The sequence below is a fragment of the Pseudomonas sp. NPDC077186 genome, assembly GCF_044543505.1.
In the GTDB taxonomy this organism is placed as follows: domain Bacteria; phylum Pseudomonadota; class Gammaproteobacteria; order Pseudomonadales; family Pseudomonadaceae; genus Aquipseudomonas.
In genome coordinates, this window is record NZ_JBITWE010000002.1 from 580,900 (window position 1) to 595,565 (window position 14,666).

The following is a 14,666-nucleotide window of genomic DNA, read 5'->3' on the forward strand; positions in this document are numbered from 1 at the left end:
ACAGGATCAGGCGTTGGGCGGACGACGCAGCAGGCTGGCGGCCATGGCCGCCAGCAAGCCAACTCCCAGCAGCAGTACAGCCCAAAGTCCGAAGCGCTGCCAGTCGCGTGGCGGCTCGCCGCTCGCCGTCTGCGCCTGGCTGGCCAGCTCGCCCAGCTCGGCACGCCCCAAGCCGGCCAGACGCTCGGGCTTGTAGCCGGGGATCAGGCTGGCCAGCGGCAGCGCCGCCGACTGCGCGCCGGCGTGGCCCAGCGCCAGCCGGTACGGCGGCTCGCCGCGGGCGAGGAACACCAGCTGGGTCGCACGCAGCGCCAGCTGCAGGCGCGGCGTCGCCTCGCCCAGGCCGCCGCCGCGGGCATCCAGGTGCAGGCGCAACTGCTGCACCGGCCAGCCCGGCAGCGCCAGTTCCTCGTGACGCACCTCGCGGCCGTTCTCCGGCAGGCGGTAGAGCAGGCCGCTGACCAGCGGGCGCCAGGGCCCCTGCTCGCTCGTGCGCGCCTCGAAGCGCAGCGGCGCCAGGGTATTGGCCTGTTCCAGCGGCAGGCGCAGGCGCTCCAGCGGCAGGGCCAGCGGCAGCTGCCACTGGTACTGGCCGTCGCCGGCGCGCTGCGCCGGCAGCGGCTCGGACCACACCAGCGGCGCCGGCTGATGGTCCTGGCGGCGGCTGCGCAGGGTCACCGCCTCCAGCTGCGGCGCCTGCTGCGGGCTGCGCCAGAGCAGGCGCAGGTAGCGCGCGCGCTGGCCGGGCAGCTCGACCTGGCGCTGGTCGATGCGCTCGGCGGCGAAACTCAGCCGCGCCAGCTGCCCTTCGCCCCAGTCGCGCCAGTGCTGCAGGTCGTCGCTGGCCTCGATGGCGAAGCGCTGAAAGCCCTCCTCGCCGCCGCTCCAGTCCAGGCTCAGGCGCACCAATGGGGCGTCGATGGCGCTGGCGTCGAGCAGCCAGCCGCGCAGTTGCTGGTCCGGTTCGGCAGCGGACTCGCCGCGCAGCTCGATCAGGGTGCCCGTGGTGCTGCGCTCGACCCGCAGCGCCGGCGCCTGCGCGGCATCGGCCCGGCCGTGCAGGGGGAACCAGCGCACGCCGTGTTCCTGCTCCTGCTGCAGGGTCTCGCTGCGCCCGGGAATCAGCGCATAGGCCTGCGCCTGGCCGCCGGCGTCGAACACCCGCAGATCGCGCAGGTCGCCGTGGCGCGCGGCCAGGTGCGCGGCGATGGGCAGCTCCAGGCGATACCAGGGGCCCTCGCCGGACAGCTGCAGCGGCAGCGTCTGGCGGAAGTCCTGCGGACGCTCGGCGGCCTGTACGGCGCCGCCCAGCAGCAGGGCCAGCAGGAGAAACGGACGGATGCGCATCACGCGGCGGGCTCCTTATGGGCCGGGGGCTGTTGTTCGTCGCTCGCCGAGGGTTCGGCCTGGCGCGGCGGCAAGGGGGCGAAATAGCCCACCACCAGCAGCAGCACGCCGACGCCGATAAAGGACACGATACGCTCCAGGCCGCCGCGATTGACCAGCTCGACGAACAGCAGCTTGGCCACCACCACGGCGATCAGCGCCGCGCCCAGCAGCCACAGTTCGCGGCGCACGCGCAGGTGGCCGAAGAGCATCAGCGCCAGGGCGATCAGGGTCCAGACGATGGACATCCCGGCCTGCACTAGCATCGAATCGAGCAGCGCCGCGCTGTGCCAGGGCACGCCGCCCCAGTGATGCGCCGTGCGCATGACCATGGCGGTGAGCAGGGCGAACAGCGACAGCCCGGCCACGCCCTGGGCCAGTTGCAGCGCACGCGTCGGCTCCAGGCCAAACTGCGGCAGCGCGAAGCGGCCCCAGGCGAACAGCGCGCCCAGGCCCAGCAACAGGCCCAGCTCCAGCGGGTTGAGCAGCGGCAGGTAGGCCAGCGGCTCGGCGTCGCCGGCGCTGAGCGCGTTGGCCAGCCAGAACCAGCCCAGCATCAGCAGCGCCAGCGGCGCGGCGGCCAGCAGGCGGTAGTCGCGCTCATGCGCCGACAGCGGCCAGGGCCAGGCGCGCGGCAGCGCCATGGCCCACAGGTAGGCGCTGGGCAGCAGCGCCCAGCCCAGCCAGCGCCAGGCGTTGTAGTGCTCGGAAAGATTCAGCAGCAGGTAGCGCAGCTCCAGCGCCAGCACCCCGAGCAGCAGCCAGCAGCCGAGCACGTGCGCCGCGCTCGCCGCCCGGCTCGACAGCAGGGCGCCGAGCCGGCGCAGAACGAGGAAATGCACGGCGAACAGGCCCAGCCAGGCCAGCCAGGCGAAGTTCGCCGCCGGGTGATACCAGCCGTGCCAGGCGTGCAGCAGGATCACCCCGCCCAGCGGCGCCAGCAGGCTGCACAGCAGCGCCAGCTCGCGCCACTGGCTGCGTGCGGCGAGCAACCCCCAGAGGGCCACGCTGAGGGTGGCGGCGCCGAGCAGCAGGGCCGGCTGCAGCGCCGGAGCGGCGAAGCGCAGCACCTCGCTGGCCAGCGCCAAGGCCCACCAGACCGCGCCCCAGACCAGCAATAGCTGGCCCAGGCGCAGCAGGCTGACGCCTTCCAGCCCCGCGCCCTGCTCGCGCCGCGCCAGCGCCTGCAGGCGCCAGGCACCGAGCTGTGCGGCCAGGCCGAGCACCGCCGGCGTCCAGAAGCCGGTATGCGCCAACGGCGTCAGGCCCTCGCCGCTGATACCCGCCAGCAACAATGGCCCCGCGGCGAGGAAGGCCAGGCCGGCGAACAGCTGCAGCGCCAGGCTGAAGTAGAAGGCCGCACGCTGCTGCAGGTACAGGCCGAGCCAGAGGATCAGGAGGCCGCTGCCGCCCCACACCGCCGCGGCGGCGACCCAGGGCAGGACGAACAGCACCGCCAGGTTGACGAAGGCCAGCCCCGCCAGCAGCACCAGCGACAGCCCGGTCAGCAGGCGGCGGCTGGCGCGTATCTGCGGATCGCGCGCCGCCAGCAGCATGCCGGCGATCAGGCCGAAGCCGAGCAGCGAGGCGGCCAGCAGACCCAGCCAGCCGGCATTGAAGCCGCCGCGGCCGAAGGCCGCATCCAGCGCCATCTGGCCGAGGAACAACAGGCCGCCGAGCAGCTGCACGGCGAAGGCGCCGAACAGGAAGCTGCGCGCGCCGATGCGCAGGCCCACCAGCAGTGTCGCCAGCCCAGCCAGGGCCCAGGCGATGGCCGTAGCGGGTACCGCGAAGAGCAGCGGCGCGATCAGGTAGAGGAAGGCCAGCCCGGCGACAGCCAGCCAGGGCAGCAGGCGGTTTTCCCAGCGGCTGGCGGCCTGCGGCCCCTGGCGCAGTTGCCAGAAACTGAACAACAGCGCCGCGCCGAGCATCAAGGCGCCCAGCGGCGAGCCGTCCAGCAGGCTGGCGCTGCCGGCGTCCAGAGCGGCGAGAAAGGCCAGCGCCGCGCCAAGTTGCAGCAGCAGGGCGAAGGCGCGCGCCAGCGGCCGCCCCTGGCGCAGGCCGAGCCAGAAGATGCCGGCGCCCTCCACCGCCCAGGCCGCGGAGGTCCAGCGCGCGTCCAGGCCCAGCGGAATGGCCAGGCTGGCGAACACCACGCCGAGGGCCAGGCAGGTCTCCACCAGCAGCAGCGCGCGATGCCCGGCGCGCGCCCTGAGCAGGTGCGCCAGCAGCAGGTAGAACAGGCCCAGGCCGAGGGCGCTGAACGCCGCGGCGAACTCGATATGGCGCACCAGCGCCAGCTGCAGGCCGAAGCCGATCAGCGGCGGGCCGAACAGCGCGGTGGCGTCGACATAGTCGCCGCGGCGCGCCGACCAGTGCAGCAGCGCGTCGCGCTCCTCAGGGGCGTCGCCCGCCTCGCGCAGCTTGCGCCGGGCGAACAGCAGGCCGATGGCCACATACATCAGGAAGAACAGCACCAGGAACGGCTGGGTGCTCCACAACAGCTCCGGCGTGTAGGAGCGCAGTCCCCAGGCGAAGCCGATGCCGAAGGTGCCGACGAAGCCGATCAGGTTGAGCAGGCGCCAGGCCTTGAACCAGGCGATGGCGAAGATGCCGGCGTTGAGCAGGGCGAAATAGGAGAACAGCGCGACATGGTTGCCGCTGCCGGTGGAGGTCAGGATAGGCGCGGCGAAACCGCCGAGCGCCGCCGCGGCAGCCAGGCCGAGGGCGTCCTGGCGCACGGCGAGAATCGCCGAGCACAGCGTCACCGCCACCAGCAGCCCGAGGGCCATGCCGGGGTCGAGCAAGGGGTGCAGGCGCATGGCGGCGAACACCGTCAGGTACAGCACGGCGATACCGGTGCCCTGCAGCACCAGGGCGTAGCCGGGATTGCGCCCACGCAGCCACCAGCCCAGGCCGAGCAGAGCCAGCGCACTGGCCGCCACGCCCATATAGCGCAGCTCGACCGGTACCTCGACGCCTTCGGTGGCGTAGCGCAGGAGGAAGGCCAGGCCGAGGAACAGCAGCACCACGCCGACCCGCAGCACGGTGTTGCCACCCAGCAGCCAGGCCTTGGCCAGGGCGAAGCCGCGTTCGAGCAGGTTAGGCTCACGCGGCCCGCGGGGTTTCCAGGGGCCGGCCTGGGGCGCCGGAGGCGGCTCCTGGGCGACCTGCGCAGCCACGGGCGTCGGCGCTGGCGCTTCGGCGGGTTGTGGCGGCGGCGCCTCGATTTCCGGCTCCAGCGTCCAGTCCAGCTCCGCCTCTGGCGCCTGCTCGGTGGTGGAGGCCTCGGCCACGACCGGCTCGGGCCGCGGTTCGACGCTGGCGCTCGGCTCGGCAGACGCGGGCTCAGGCTCGGGCCGCAGTCCCTGCTCCACCCTGAGCAGGCGCTCGTGGATGGCGCCGGTACCGCGTTCGAAGCGTTCGGCGAAGTCCTTGAGCTGGGCGGCCAGTTGCCCGTTGCGCTGCTCCAGGCCGTGCAGCCGCAGCGCCTGGCCCAGACTGAGGCCGAGCAGGCCGCCGAGAATGGCGCCGCTGACGGATTCGCTGGCCCCAGCGCCGAGTACCAAGCCGACCAGCATGAAGATCCATTGCATGCAGTGTGTCCCGCTCCGATAAGGAAGTCGCCTCGCATCCCTGGCAGGCCGAGGTGCGCCCAGTATAGGAGGCGCGCTCGCCAACACCCAGGGAGACGACTGCCACAGCGGTCACAGGCACAACGCAAAGTGGGCAACTGCCGGCCGGTGCTTCACAAACGCGGCGCGCCCGCTATCATCGCCGCCCCCAACCCGTGCGGCGCAGACCGCCCATGACCCGACGATGATGAAACCCCGCCTGATCGCCGCCGCCGAACTCGACCGCCTGGAAACCTGGGCCAAGTACAGCAGCGACATGTGCCACAGCTGCATGTCCAGCTGCTGCACCCTACCGGTCGAAGTACGCCTGAACGACCTGATCCGCCTGGAGCTGGTGGACGAGTTCGAGCGCAGCGAGCCGCCGAAGAACATCGCCAAGCGCCTGCAGAAGGACGGGGTGGTGGAGCGCTTCAACCAGAAGTCGGGCATCTTCACCCTGACCCGCATGTCCAACAACGACTGCCTGTTCCTCGATCGCAAGACGCGCCTGTGCAGCGTCTACGACAAGCGCCCGGACACCTGCCGCCATCACCCCAAGGTCGGCCCACGGCCGGGGTATTGCGCCTACAAGCCGAAGTAAGGCTTGCCGCGGGGGCTGTGACCTTGGTGCGCACGGCGCACCCTACGAACCGCGGTGCACCCTACGAACCGCGACGCAGGCCGATCACCCGGCCAACGCAGGCCGGGCGCGGCAGATCCTGATGTTCGCGGGCCAGTTGCGCCACCTTGCCCGCCACCTGGGCGTCGAAGGGCGCCGAGCGGCCGGCGGCGCTGTCGATATTGATCAGCATCTGCTCGCTTTCCGCCAGGCTGGCGTCCTCGCCCGGCCGGTGCAGGCCATGGTGGATCTGCAGGCGCTTGGCGTCATGGGCCAACAGCTGGGTGCGCACCTCGACCTGTTCACCCTCCTTCACTTCCGCCAGGAAGTTGAGGTGGCATTCCAGGGTGTAGAGCGTATGCCCGCTGCGCGCGCGGCCGGCCTCGTCCAGGCCCAGCACCTCCATCAGCGCATCGGTGGCGTGGCTGAAGATCAGCAGGTAGAAGGCGTCGCGCAGATGGCCGTTGTAGTCGACCCAATCGGGGGAGACGGCGGTTTGGTAGGTAGGCAGGTTCATATTCCGGCTCCGGCTAGGCCTACTCCCCCAGCCCCTCTAGAGGGAGCCGTGTGGAGTGAGTGGATACTTCGCGTAGGGTGCGCCGCGCGCACCGGGATTGGCTCGATTATTCGGCGAACGCGAAGCCATGCTTGGCCTTGGTCTGGCGAATCGCCTCCAGTACCGCCAGCAGGCAGTCGTCGCGGTAACGCTCCAGGGCATCCAGGCTACGTTCGCCCCGCTGCTCGGCGGTGCCCTCGACCACCGCGTCGATCAGCCCCTCGGTCAGCTCCGGCGCCTGCAGGTAGGTCCAGGGCAGTTTCAGCGCCGGACCGAACTGGGCCATGAAGTGGCGCATGCCGGCCGGCCCCCCGGCCAGGGTGTAGGTGAGGAAGCTGCCCATAAAGGACCAGCGCAGGCCGGCGCCGAAGCGGATCGCGTCGTCGATCTCGCCGGTGGTGGCGACGCCGTCGTTGACCAGGTGCAGCGCCTCGCGCCACAGCGCCTCGAGCAGGCGGTCGGCGATAAAGCCCGGCACCTCCTTGCGCACATGCAGCGGGCGCATGCCCAGCGACTGGTACACCTCGATGGCTGCCTGCACCGCCTCCGGGGCGGTCTGCACGCCGCCGACCACCTCCACCAGCGGCAGCAGATAGACCGGGTTGAACGGATGACCGACCAGGCAGCGCTCCGGGCGTACGGCATCTTGGTAGAACTCGCTGGGCAGCAGGCCCGAGGTGCTGGAGCCGATCAGCACGTTTGGCCGCGCCGCGGCGCTGATTTTCTCGTGCAGTTCGCCCTTGAGCTCGAGGCGCTCGGGGGCGCTTTCCTGGATAAAGTCGGCATCGCGTACGCAGTCCTCGATGCTCGCGACGAAACGCAGGCGATCCAGCGAGGCGCCGGGGGCCAGTCCCTGTTTTTCCAGCGCCGGCCAGGCATTGGCCAGGCGCGTACGCAACGCGACCTCGGCGCCGGGCGCCGGGTCCCAGGCGATCACGTCGAGGCCGTGAGCCAGGGCGCGGGCGATCCAGCCGGCGCCGATCACGCCGGTGCCGAGGGCGGCGAAGGTCTTGATATGGGTGACGAAGGTCATGGTTGAACTCCGGTAGCCCGGATGCAATCCGGGGAATGGCGTAGGGAATGTCCCGGATTGCATCCGGGCTCTCGCGGCTAAAACCCCTCCCACAGATTGCGCTGCTCTTGTGGCAGGGGCCGGGCGGCGCTGCGCTCTAGCCGCGCCGCTTGAGCTTCATCTTTTCCCGCCCTTCGGCCGGGGTCAGGGCGCGGCCGCCGAGGCGTTCGATGATCTCGATGGCGCGCTCGACCAGTTGGCCGTTGCTGGCGTGCACGCCGCGATCCAGCCAGATGTTGTCCTCCAGCCCCACCCGCACGTTACCGCCGAGCAGCATGGCCTGGGCGACCATCGGCATCTGCATGCGGCCGATACCGAAGCCGGCCCAGGTGATGCCCGGCGGCAGGTTGTCGGCCATGGCCTTCATGGTCGTGGTGTCGGCCGGCGCGCCCCAGGGGATGCCCAGACACAGCTGGATCAGCGGGTCGTCGAGCAGGCCCTCCTTGAGCAGCTGCTTGGCGAACCAGAGGTGGCCGGTGTCGAAGATCTCCAGCTCGGCCTTCACCCCCAGCTCGCTGATGCGTTTGGCGCCGGCACGCAGCTGCGCCGGGGTGGAGACGTAGATGAAGTCGCCATCGCCGAAGTTCAGCGTGCCGCAGTCCAGGGTGCAGATCTCCGGCAGCAGTTCCTCGACATGCGCCAGGCGCTCAAGCGGGCCGACCAGGTCGGTGCCGAGGCCGAATTCCAGCGGCTGCTCGCCGCGGCCGATCTCCAGGTCGCCGCCCATGCCGGCGGTGAGGTTGATGATCACGTCGGTGTCGCTCTCGCGGATGCGCTCGACCAGCTCGCGGTACAGCGCCACGTCGCGGCTCGGCTTGCCGGTCTGCGGGTCGCGCACATGGCAGTGGGCGACGGTGGCGCCGGCCTTGGCCGCCTCGATGGCGGCGGCGGCGATTTCCTTGGGCGTGACCGGGATCGCCGGGTGCTTGCCGACGGTGTCGCCGGCGCCGGTCACCGCACAGGTGACGATAACTTCGTGATTCATGATCGACTGTCCTTCTCGGAGGCGAGCGGTGGCCGGCGGCAGACGCCGCAGGCGCTGGATAAGGGGATGGGCGCCGGCCACGCCGGCGCCGGGGCTCAGTTGCCGGCGACCAGTGCCGGGTTGGCCGGCTGGCCGTCGAAGGTGGTCACGCCGGCGAGCCAGGCCTCGACCACCTGCGGGTTGGCCTTGAGCCAGTCGCGCGCCACCTGCGCCGGCGCCACGCGGTCCATGATCGGCTGCATCAGCTCGGCCTCCTGCGCGCTGGTGAAGCGCAGGCCGGTGAGCAGGCGGTTGGCGTTGGGGCAGCGCGCGGCATAATCCGGCGCGGTGACGGTGGAGACGGTGGCGGCGCCGTCGTTGGGGCCGAACACGTCCTCGGTGCCGGTCAGGTAGGTGATCGGCATCGACAGGTTCATCGGGTGCGGCCGCCAGCCGAAGAACACCACCGGCTTCTGGTTCTTCACCGCCCGGCTGACGGCCGAGAGCATGCCCGCCTCGCTGGACTCCACCAGCTTGAAGCCGCCGAGGCCGAACTGGTTGGCATCGATCATCTTCTGGATCGCGGTGTTGGCGCCCGAGCCGGCCTCGATGCCGTAGATCTTGCCGTCCAGCTGATCCTTGAACTTGGCGATATCGGCCAGGGTCTTGAGGCCCTGGTCGGCGGTGTAGCTGGGCACCGCCAGCACCGCCACGGCGTCGGCGAGCGAGGGCTCGGCGGCGACCTTGACCGCGCCGGCGTCGAGGAAGGGCTGGATGTTGTCGTCCATGATCGGCTTCCAGTAGCCGAGGAAGGCGTCGAGCTGCTTCTTCTGGATGCCGGCGAAGATGATCTGTTGCGAGGCCTGGGTCTGCTTGGTGTCGTAGCCGAGGCCGTGCAACAGCTCGCTGGCCACGGCGGTGGTGGCAACCACGTCGGTCCAGCCGACGGCGCCGAGGCGCACCGTCTTGCAGCTGGCATCGTCGGCCAGCAGGGACGAACTGAACAGGCTCAGGGTGCAGCACGCGGCCAGGGCGGTAAGACCTTTCATCTGGGTGCTCCTCATCGTGTCACAGCGGTTTGCTTTGCTTGTTCTAGAGGCACCAGGGCCCCCACCGTGCTCGGGATCTTCGTTGCCCGATGAAGCCACCTTACGCGCCGCTGCACGGGGAAATCCCCATTTATCCGACCATTGCTTGACCTATGGCGACCTGAACGCTTGCACGCTGCCGACGCCTGGCTTCTTATGGAGGGCAACTTAATTGGCGGAGAGCGTCGTAGCCCGGATGCAATCCGGGCACCCGCCGCCCCGGATCGCCTCCGGACTGCCCGCCAACCTCACACCGGCGCGATGACCCGCATGCCCCAGACCTTCGCCTTCCTGCTGCTGCCTGGCTTCTCGATGATGGGCCTGATGTCGGCCATCGAGCCGCTGCGCGTGGCCAACCGCTTTCGCGGCGAACTGTACCGCTGGCGCCTGCTCAGCCTGGACGGCAACGCGGTGGCGGCGAGCAACGGCATGTCGCTCAACGTCGAGGCCGGGCTGACGCTGCCGGAGCAGACCCGCGCGCTGTTCGTGGTCGCCGGTTTCGAGCCGCTGGCGCATTACGACCAGCACCTCGGCCACTGGCTGCAACGCCGCGAAGCCGAACTGGCGGTGCTCGGCGCCATCGACACCGGCAGCTTCGTGCTGGCCGAGGCCGGGCTGCTGCACAAGCAGCGCCTGACCCTGCACTGGGAGGCGATCGACGCCTTCCGCGAGCGCTACCCGGGCCTGCAGGTGACCCAGGAGCTGTTCGAGATCGACGGCCGGCGCATCACCAGCGCCGGCGGCACCAGCAGCCTCGACCTGATGCTCGGGCTGATCGGTCGCGATCACGGCGAGGCGCTGGCGGTGCAGGTGTCCGAGCAGTTCGTGCTGGGCCGCATCCGCACCCGCCAGGATCACCAGCGCCTGCAGATCGCCAGCCGCTACGACCTGCACAACAAGAAGCTGGTGCGGGTGATTGGCGCGATGGAGCGCCACTGCGAGCAGCCGCTACCCTGCGCGGCACTGGCCGAACGCGCCGGGGTCAGCGTGCGCCAGCTGGAGCGGCTGTTCCGCCACCACCTGCACTGCACGCCCTCGGCCTTCTACCTCGGCCTGCGCCTGGACAAGGCGCGCCAGCTGCTGCGTCAGAGCGATCTCAGCGTGCTGGAGGTGGGCCTGGCCTGCGGCTTCGACTCGGCGTCGTATTTCTCGCGCTGCTACCGCCAGCGCTTCGCCGCCAGCCCCAGCCAGGATCGCCACGAGCGGTCGGCGGGCGGCTAACTCGGCGCCCCTGGTGCGCACGGCGCACCCTACGACCGCGCATCGGCGGCTTATCCGTTCGCGACCTCGGCTTGACGCTTTCGGCAAACCCCCAGTCGTTTTTGCACCGGGTCGCCCCGCCCCCCAGGGATAAGCTCTGTCCAAAGCACCGACGCTCCCGATCGGTCATACGCCCAGGGGACAAGCCTGATGAGCCCAGCCGAATTGCACGCCGACAGCATCGTCATCGACGGTCTGATCATCGCCAAGTGGAACCGCGAACTGTTCGAGGACATGCGCAAGGGCGGCCTGACCGCGGCCAACTGCACCGTGTCCGTGTGGGAAGGGTTCCAGGCCACGGTCAACAACATAGTCGCCAGCAACAAGCTGATTCGCGATAACAGCGACCTGGTCATGCCGGTGCGCACCACCGCCGACATCCGCAAGGCCAAGGAGCAGGGCAAGACCGGCATCCTCTACGGCTTCCAGAACGCCCATGCATTCGAGGACCAGATCGGCTACGTCGAAGTGTTCAAGCAGCTAGGCGTGGGCATCGTGCAGATGTGCTACAACACCCAGAACCTGGTGGGCACCGGCTGCTACGAGCGCGACGGCGGCCTGTCCGGCTTCGGTCGCGAGATCGTCGCCGAGATGAACCGGGTCGGCATCATGTGCGACCTGTCCCACGTCGGTTCCAAGACGTCCGAGGAAGTGATCCTCGAGTCGAAGAAGCCGGTGTGCTACTCGCACTGCCTGCCGTCGGGGCTGAAGGAGCACCCGCGCAACAAGTCCGACGAGGAACTGAAATTTATCGCCGACCACGGCGGCTTCGTCGGCGTGACCATGTTCGCGCCCTTCCTGGCCAAGGGCATCGACTCGACCATCGACGACTACGCCGAGGCCATCGAGTACGTGATGAACCTGGTCGGCGAAGACGCCATCGGCATCGGCACCGACTTCACCCAGGGCCACGGCCAGGACTTCTTCGAGTACCTGACCCACGACAAGGGCTACGCCCGCCGCCTGACCAACTTCGGCAAGATCGTCAACCCGCTGGGCATCCGCACCGTGGGCGAGTTCCCCAACCTGACCGAGACCCTGCTCAAACGCGGCATGCCCGAGCGCGTGGTGCGCAAGGTGATGGGCGAGAACTGGGTGCGCGTGCTGAAAGACGTCTGGGGCGAATGATCCCGCTACTCGGCGCCACGTAGGTTGGCGCCGAGGAACGAGGCCCAACGAGGCGCGCGCAGCGCGCCACGAGTTCACCGACAACGCCGCTGGCGGTTCTGCGAACCGGGTGTTGGGCTTCGCAAGCTCAGCACCAACCTACGAGACAGGCCGGCGCCAACTGCAAATCGAATTCTGGAGCTAGCACATATGGCCACCCACGCCCCCGAAATGCCCATCGCCGTCGACGACGAAACCGGCGTCTGGACCACCGACGCCCTGCCGATGCTCTACGTGCCGCGGCATTTCTTCGTCAACAACCACATGGGCATCGAGGAAGTGCTCGGCGCCGACAAGTACGCCGAGATCCTCTACAAGGCCGGCTACAAGTCCGCCTGGCACTGGTGCGAGAAGGAAGCCGAATGCCACGGCATCGAAGGCGCCGCGGTGTTCGAGCACTACATGAAGCGCCTGTCGCAGCGCGGCTGGGGCCTGTTCGAAACGCAGAAGCTCGACCTGGAGACCGGCTACGCCGAGGTCAAGCTCAAGCACTCGGCCTTCGTCTACGTGTACGGCAAGGTGGGTCGCAAGGTCGACTACATGTTCACCGGCTGGTTCTCCGGCGCCATCGACCAGATCCTCGCCGCCAAGGGCAGCCCGATCCGCACGGTGACCGTGCAGGAATACAGCGGCGCCGAGGACGGCCACGACGACGGCCTGTTCGTCACCCGGCCACTCTGAGTCACCCATAAGAAATGCGTGGGAGAGCCGCTAGAGCGCCTCCCACACCGCTAGAGCGCTTACCGTGAGGATGCCGTAATGGCCTTCGAAGCAATGTTCCAGCCGATCCAGATCGGCAAGCTGACCATCCGCAACCGCGTGCTGTCCACCGCGCACGCCGAGGTCTACGCCACCGACGGCGGCATGACCACCGAGCGCTACGTCAAGTACTACGAAGAGAAGGCCAAGGGCGGCATCGGCCTGGCCATCTGCGGCGGTTCCTCGGTGGTGGCCATCGACAGCCCGCAGGAGTGGTGGAGCTCGGTCAACCTGTCCACCGACCGCATCATCCCGCACTTCCAGAATCTGGCCGACGCCATGCACAAGCACGGCGCCAAGATCATGATCCAGATTACCCATATGGGTCGCCGCTCGCGCTGGGACGGCTTCAACTGGCCGACCCTGATGTCGCCGTCGGGCATCCGCGAGCCGGTGCACCGCGCCACCTGCAAGACCATCGAGGTCGAGGAAATCTGGCGGGTGATCGGCAACTACGCCCAGGCCGCTCGTCGCGCCAAAGAAGGCGGCCTGGACGGCGTCGAGCTGTCCGCCGTGCACCAGCATATGATCGACCAGTTCTGGTCGCCGCGCGTCAACAAGCGCACCGACGAATGGGGCGGCAGCTTCGAGGGCCGCATGAAGTTCGGCCTGGAGGTGCTCAAGGCCGTGCGCAAGGAAGTCGGCGACGACTTCTGCGTCGGCATGCGTATCTGCGGCGACGAGTTCCATCCAGACGGCCTGTCCCACGAGGACATGAAGCAGATCGCCGCCTACTACGACGCCACTGGCATGCTCGATTTTATCGGCGTGGTGGGTTCGGGCTGCGACACCCACAACACCCTGGCCAACGTGATCCCCAATATGAGCTACCCGCCGGAGCCCTTCCTGCACCTGGCGGCCGGGATCAAGGAAGTGGTCAAGGTGCCGGTGCTGCACGCGCAGAACATCAAGGACCCGAACCAGGCCACGCGCATCCTCGAAGGCGGCTATGTCGACATGGTCGGCATGACCCGCGCGCATATCGCCGACCCGCACCTGATCGCCAAGATCAAGATGGGCCAGGTCGACCAGATCAAGCAGTGCGTCGGCGCCAACTACTGCATCGACCGCCAGTACCAGGGCCTGGACGTGCTGTGCATCCAGAACGCCGCCACCAGCCGCGAGTATATGGGCGTGCCGCATATCATCGAAAAGTCCACCGGGCCCAAGCGCAAGGTGGTGGTGGTCGGTGGCGGCCCGGCCGGGATGGAAGCGGCGCGCGTCGCCGCCGAACGCGGCCACGACGTGACGCTGTTTGAAAAGAAAGACAGTCTTGGCGGGCAGATCACCACGGCGTCCAAGGCGCCGCAGCGCGACCAGATCGCCGGCATCACCCGCTGGTACCAGCTGGAGCTGGCGCGCCTGAACGTCGACCTGCGCCTGGGTACCGCCGCCGACGTGGCGACCATCCAGGACATGCGCGCCGACATCATCGTGCTGGCCAACGGCGGCCATCCGTACCTGGAGCAGAACGAGCACTGGGGCGCCGCCGAAGGCCTGGTGGTGAGCAGCTGGGACGTGCTCGACGGCAAGGTCGCGCCGGGCAAGAACGTGCTGGTGTACGACACCATCTGCGAATTCACCGGCATGTCGGTGGCCGACTTCATGGCCGACAAGGGCTCGCAAGTCGAGATCGTCACCGACGATATCAAGCCGGGCGTGGCCATGGGCGGCACCAGCTTCCCGACCTACTACCGCAGCATCTACCCCAAGGAAGTGATCATGACCGGCGACCTGATGCTGGAGAAGGTCTACCGCGAGGGCGACAAGCTGGTGGCGGTGCTGGAGAACGAATACACCGGCGCCAAGGAAGAGCGTGTGGTCGACCAGGTGGTGGTGGAGAACGGCGTGCGTCCGGACGAGTCGCTGTACTACGCGCTGAAGGAAGGCTCGCGCAACAAGGGCCAGATCGACGTCGAGGCGCTGTTCGCGATCAAGCCGCAGCCCTGCCTGAGCGAGACGGGCGACGGCTACCTGCTGTTCCGCATCGGCGACTGCGTGGCCCAGCGCAACACCCACGCGGCGATCTACGACGCGCTGCGGCTGTGCAAGGACTTTTAAGCCAACGCTTTCGGTGGTTGGAAGGACGTAGGTTGGCGCTGAGGAACGAAGCCCAACATCCGGTTCGCAGAACCGGCCTGCGGCATTGACCGAACACGGGGAGCGCTACGCGCTCCCCGT

At 68.9% G+C, this 14,666-nt stretch carries 11 protein-coding genes; 5 read left to right on the plus strand and 6 right to left on the minus strand.

The features are described 5' to 3' along the window. Positions 1-6: 6 nt before the first annotated feature. Positions 7-1,347, minus strand: a complete 1,341-nt coding sequence (locus ACIGKL_RS11245) for a DUF3999 domain-containing protein (RefSeq protein ID WP_397486861.1) — start codon at positions 1,345-1,347, stop codon at positions 7-9. Next, on the minus strand, positions 1,347-4,982 hold the full coding sequence (locus tag ACIGKL_RS11250) for a DUF2339 domain-containing protein (protein WP_397486711.1): 3,636 nt from the start codon (positions 4,980-4,982) through the stop codon (positions 1,347-1,349). The genes ACIGKL_RS11245 and ACIGKL_RS11250 overlap by 1 nt, the downstream gene beginning before the upstream one ends. 223 nt (positions 4,983-5,205) lie before the next feature. On the opposite strand from ACIGKL_RS11250, the gene ACIGKL_RS11255 reads away from it, so the two are divergent. Continuing rightward, positions 5,206-5,601, plus strand: coding sequence for a YkgJ family cysteine cluster protein (locus tag ACIGKL_RS11255; protein ID WP_397486712.1), 396 nt, complete (start codon positions 5,206-5,208; stop codon positions 5,599-5,601). Between the two features lie 61 nt (positions 5,602-5,662). On the opposite strand, the gene ACIGKL_RS11260 is transcribed toward ACIGKL_RS11255, so the two are convergent. From ACIGKL_RS11260 to choX, 4 genes are all read right to left on the minus strand, one after another. Next, complete coding sequence (locus ACIGKL_RS11260) at positions 5,663-6,136, minus strand: thioesterase family protein (protein ID WP_397486713.1); 474 nt, start codon at positions 6,134-6,136, stop codon at positions 5,663-5,665. Positions 6,137-6,242: 106 nt separating this feature from the next. Next, positions 6,243-7,208: an L-carnitine dehydrogenase gene (locus tag ACIGKL_RS11265; RefSeq protein WP_397486714.1), complete on the minus strand. Its 966-nt coding sequence runs from the start codon at positions 7,206-7,208 to the stop codon at positions 6,243-6,245. 136 nt (positions 7,209-7,344) lie between these two features. Beyond that, positions 7,345-8,232, minus strand: a complete 888-nt coding sequence (locus ACIGKL_RS11270) for a 3-keto-5-aminohexanoate cleavage protein (RefSeq protein ID WP_397486715.1) — start codon at positions 8,230-8,232, stop codon at positions 7,345-7,347. Positions 8,233-8,327: 95 nt separating this feature from the next. After that, on the minus strand, positions 8,328-9,260 hold the full coding sequence (gene choX / locus ACIGKL_RS11275) for a choline ABC transporter substrate-binding protein (protein WP_397486716.1): 933 nt from the start codon (positions 9,258-9,260) through the stop codon (positions 8,328-8,330). Positions 9,261-9,569: 309 nt separating this feature from the next. Between choX and ACIGKL_RS11280 the strand changes: the two genes are divergently transcribed. The 4 genes from ACIGKL_RS11280 (at position 9,570) to dgcA (ending at position 14,546) form a co-directional block, all read left to right on the plus strand. Next, positions 9,570-10,520 (plus strand): GlxA family transcriptional regulator, encoded by a 951-nt coding sequence (locus ACIGKL_RS11280; protein ID WP_397486717.1) that lies wholly within the window; start codon positions 9,570-9,572, stop codon positions 10,518-10,520. A gap of 189 nt (positions 10,521-10,709) precedes the next feature. Continuing rightward, entirely contained in the window at positions 10,710-11,687 is a 978-nt protein-coding gene (locus ACIGKL_RS11285; protein ID WP_397486719.1) for a dipeptidase, read from the plus strand. Positions 11,688-11,876: 189 nt separating this feature from the next. Beyond that, on the plus strand, positions 11,877-12,407 hold the full coding sequence (locus tag ACIGKL_RS11290) for a DUF5943 domain-containing protein (protein ID WP_397486720.1): 531 nt from the start codon (positions 11,877-11,879) through the stop codon (positions 12,405-12,407). A gap of 78 nt (positions 12,408-12,485) precedes the next feature. Further along, positions 12,486-14,546: a dimethylglycine demethylation protein DgcA gene (dgcA, locus tag ACIGKL_RS11295; RefSeq protein ID WP_397486721.1), complete on the plus strand. Its 2,061-nt coding sequence runs from the start codon at positions 12,486-12,488 to the stop codon at positions 14,544-14,546. The last annotated feature ends 120 nt before the right edge of the window (positions 14,547-14,666 follow it).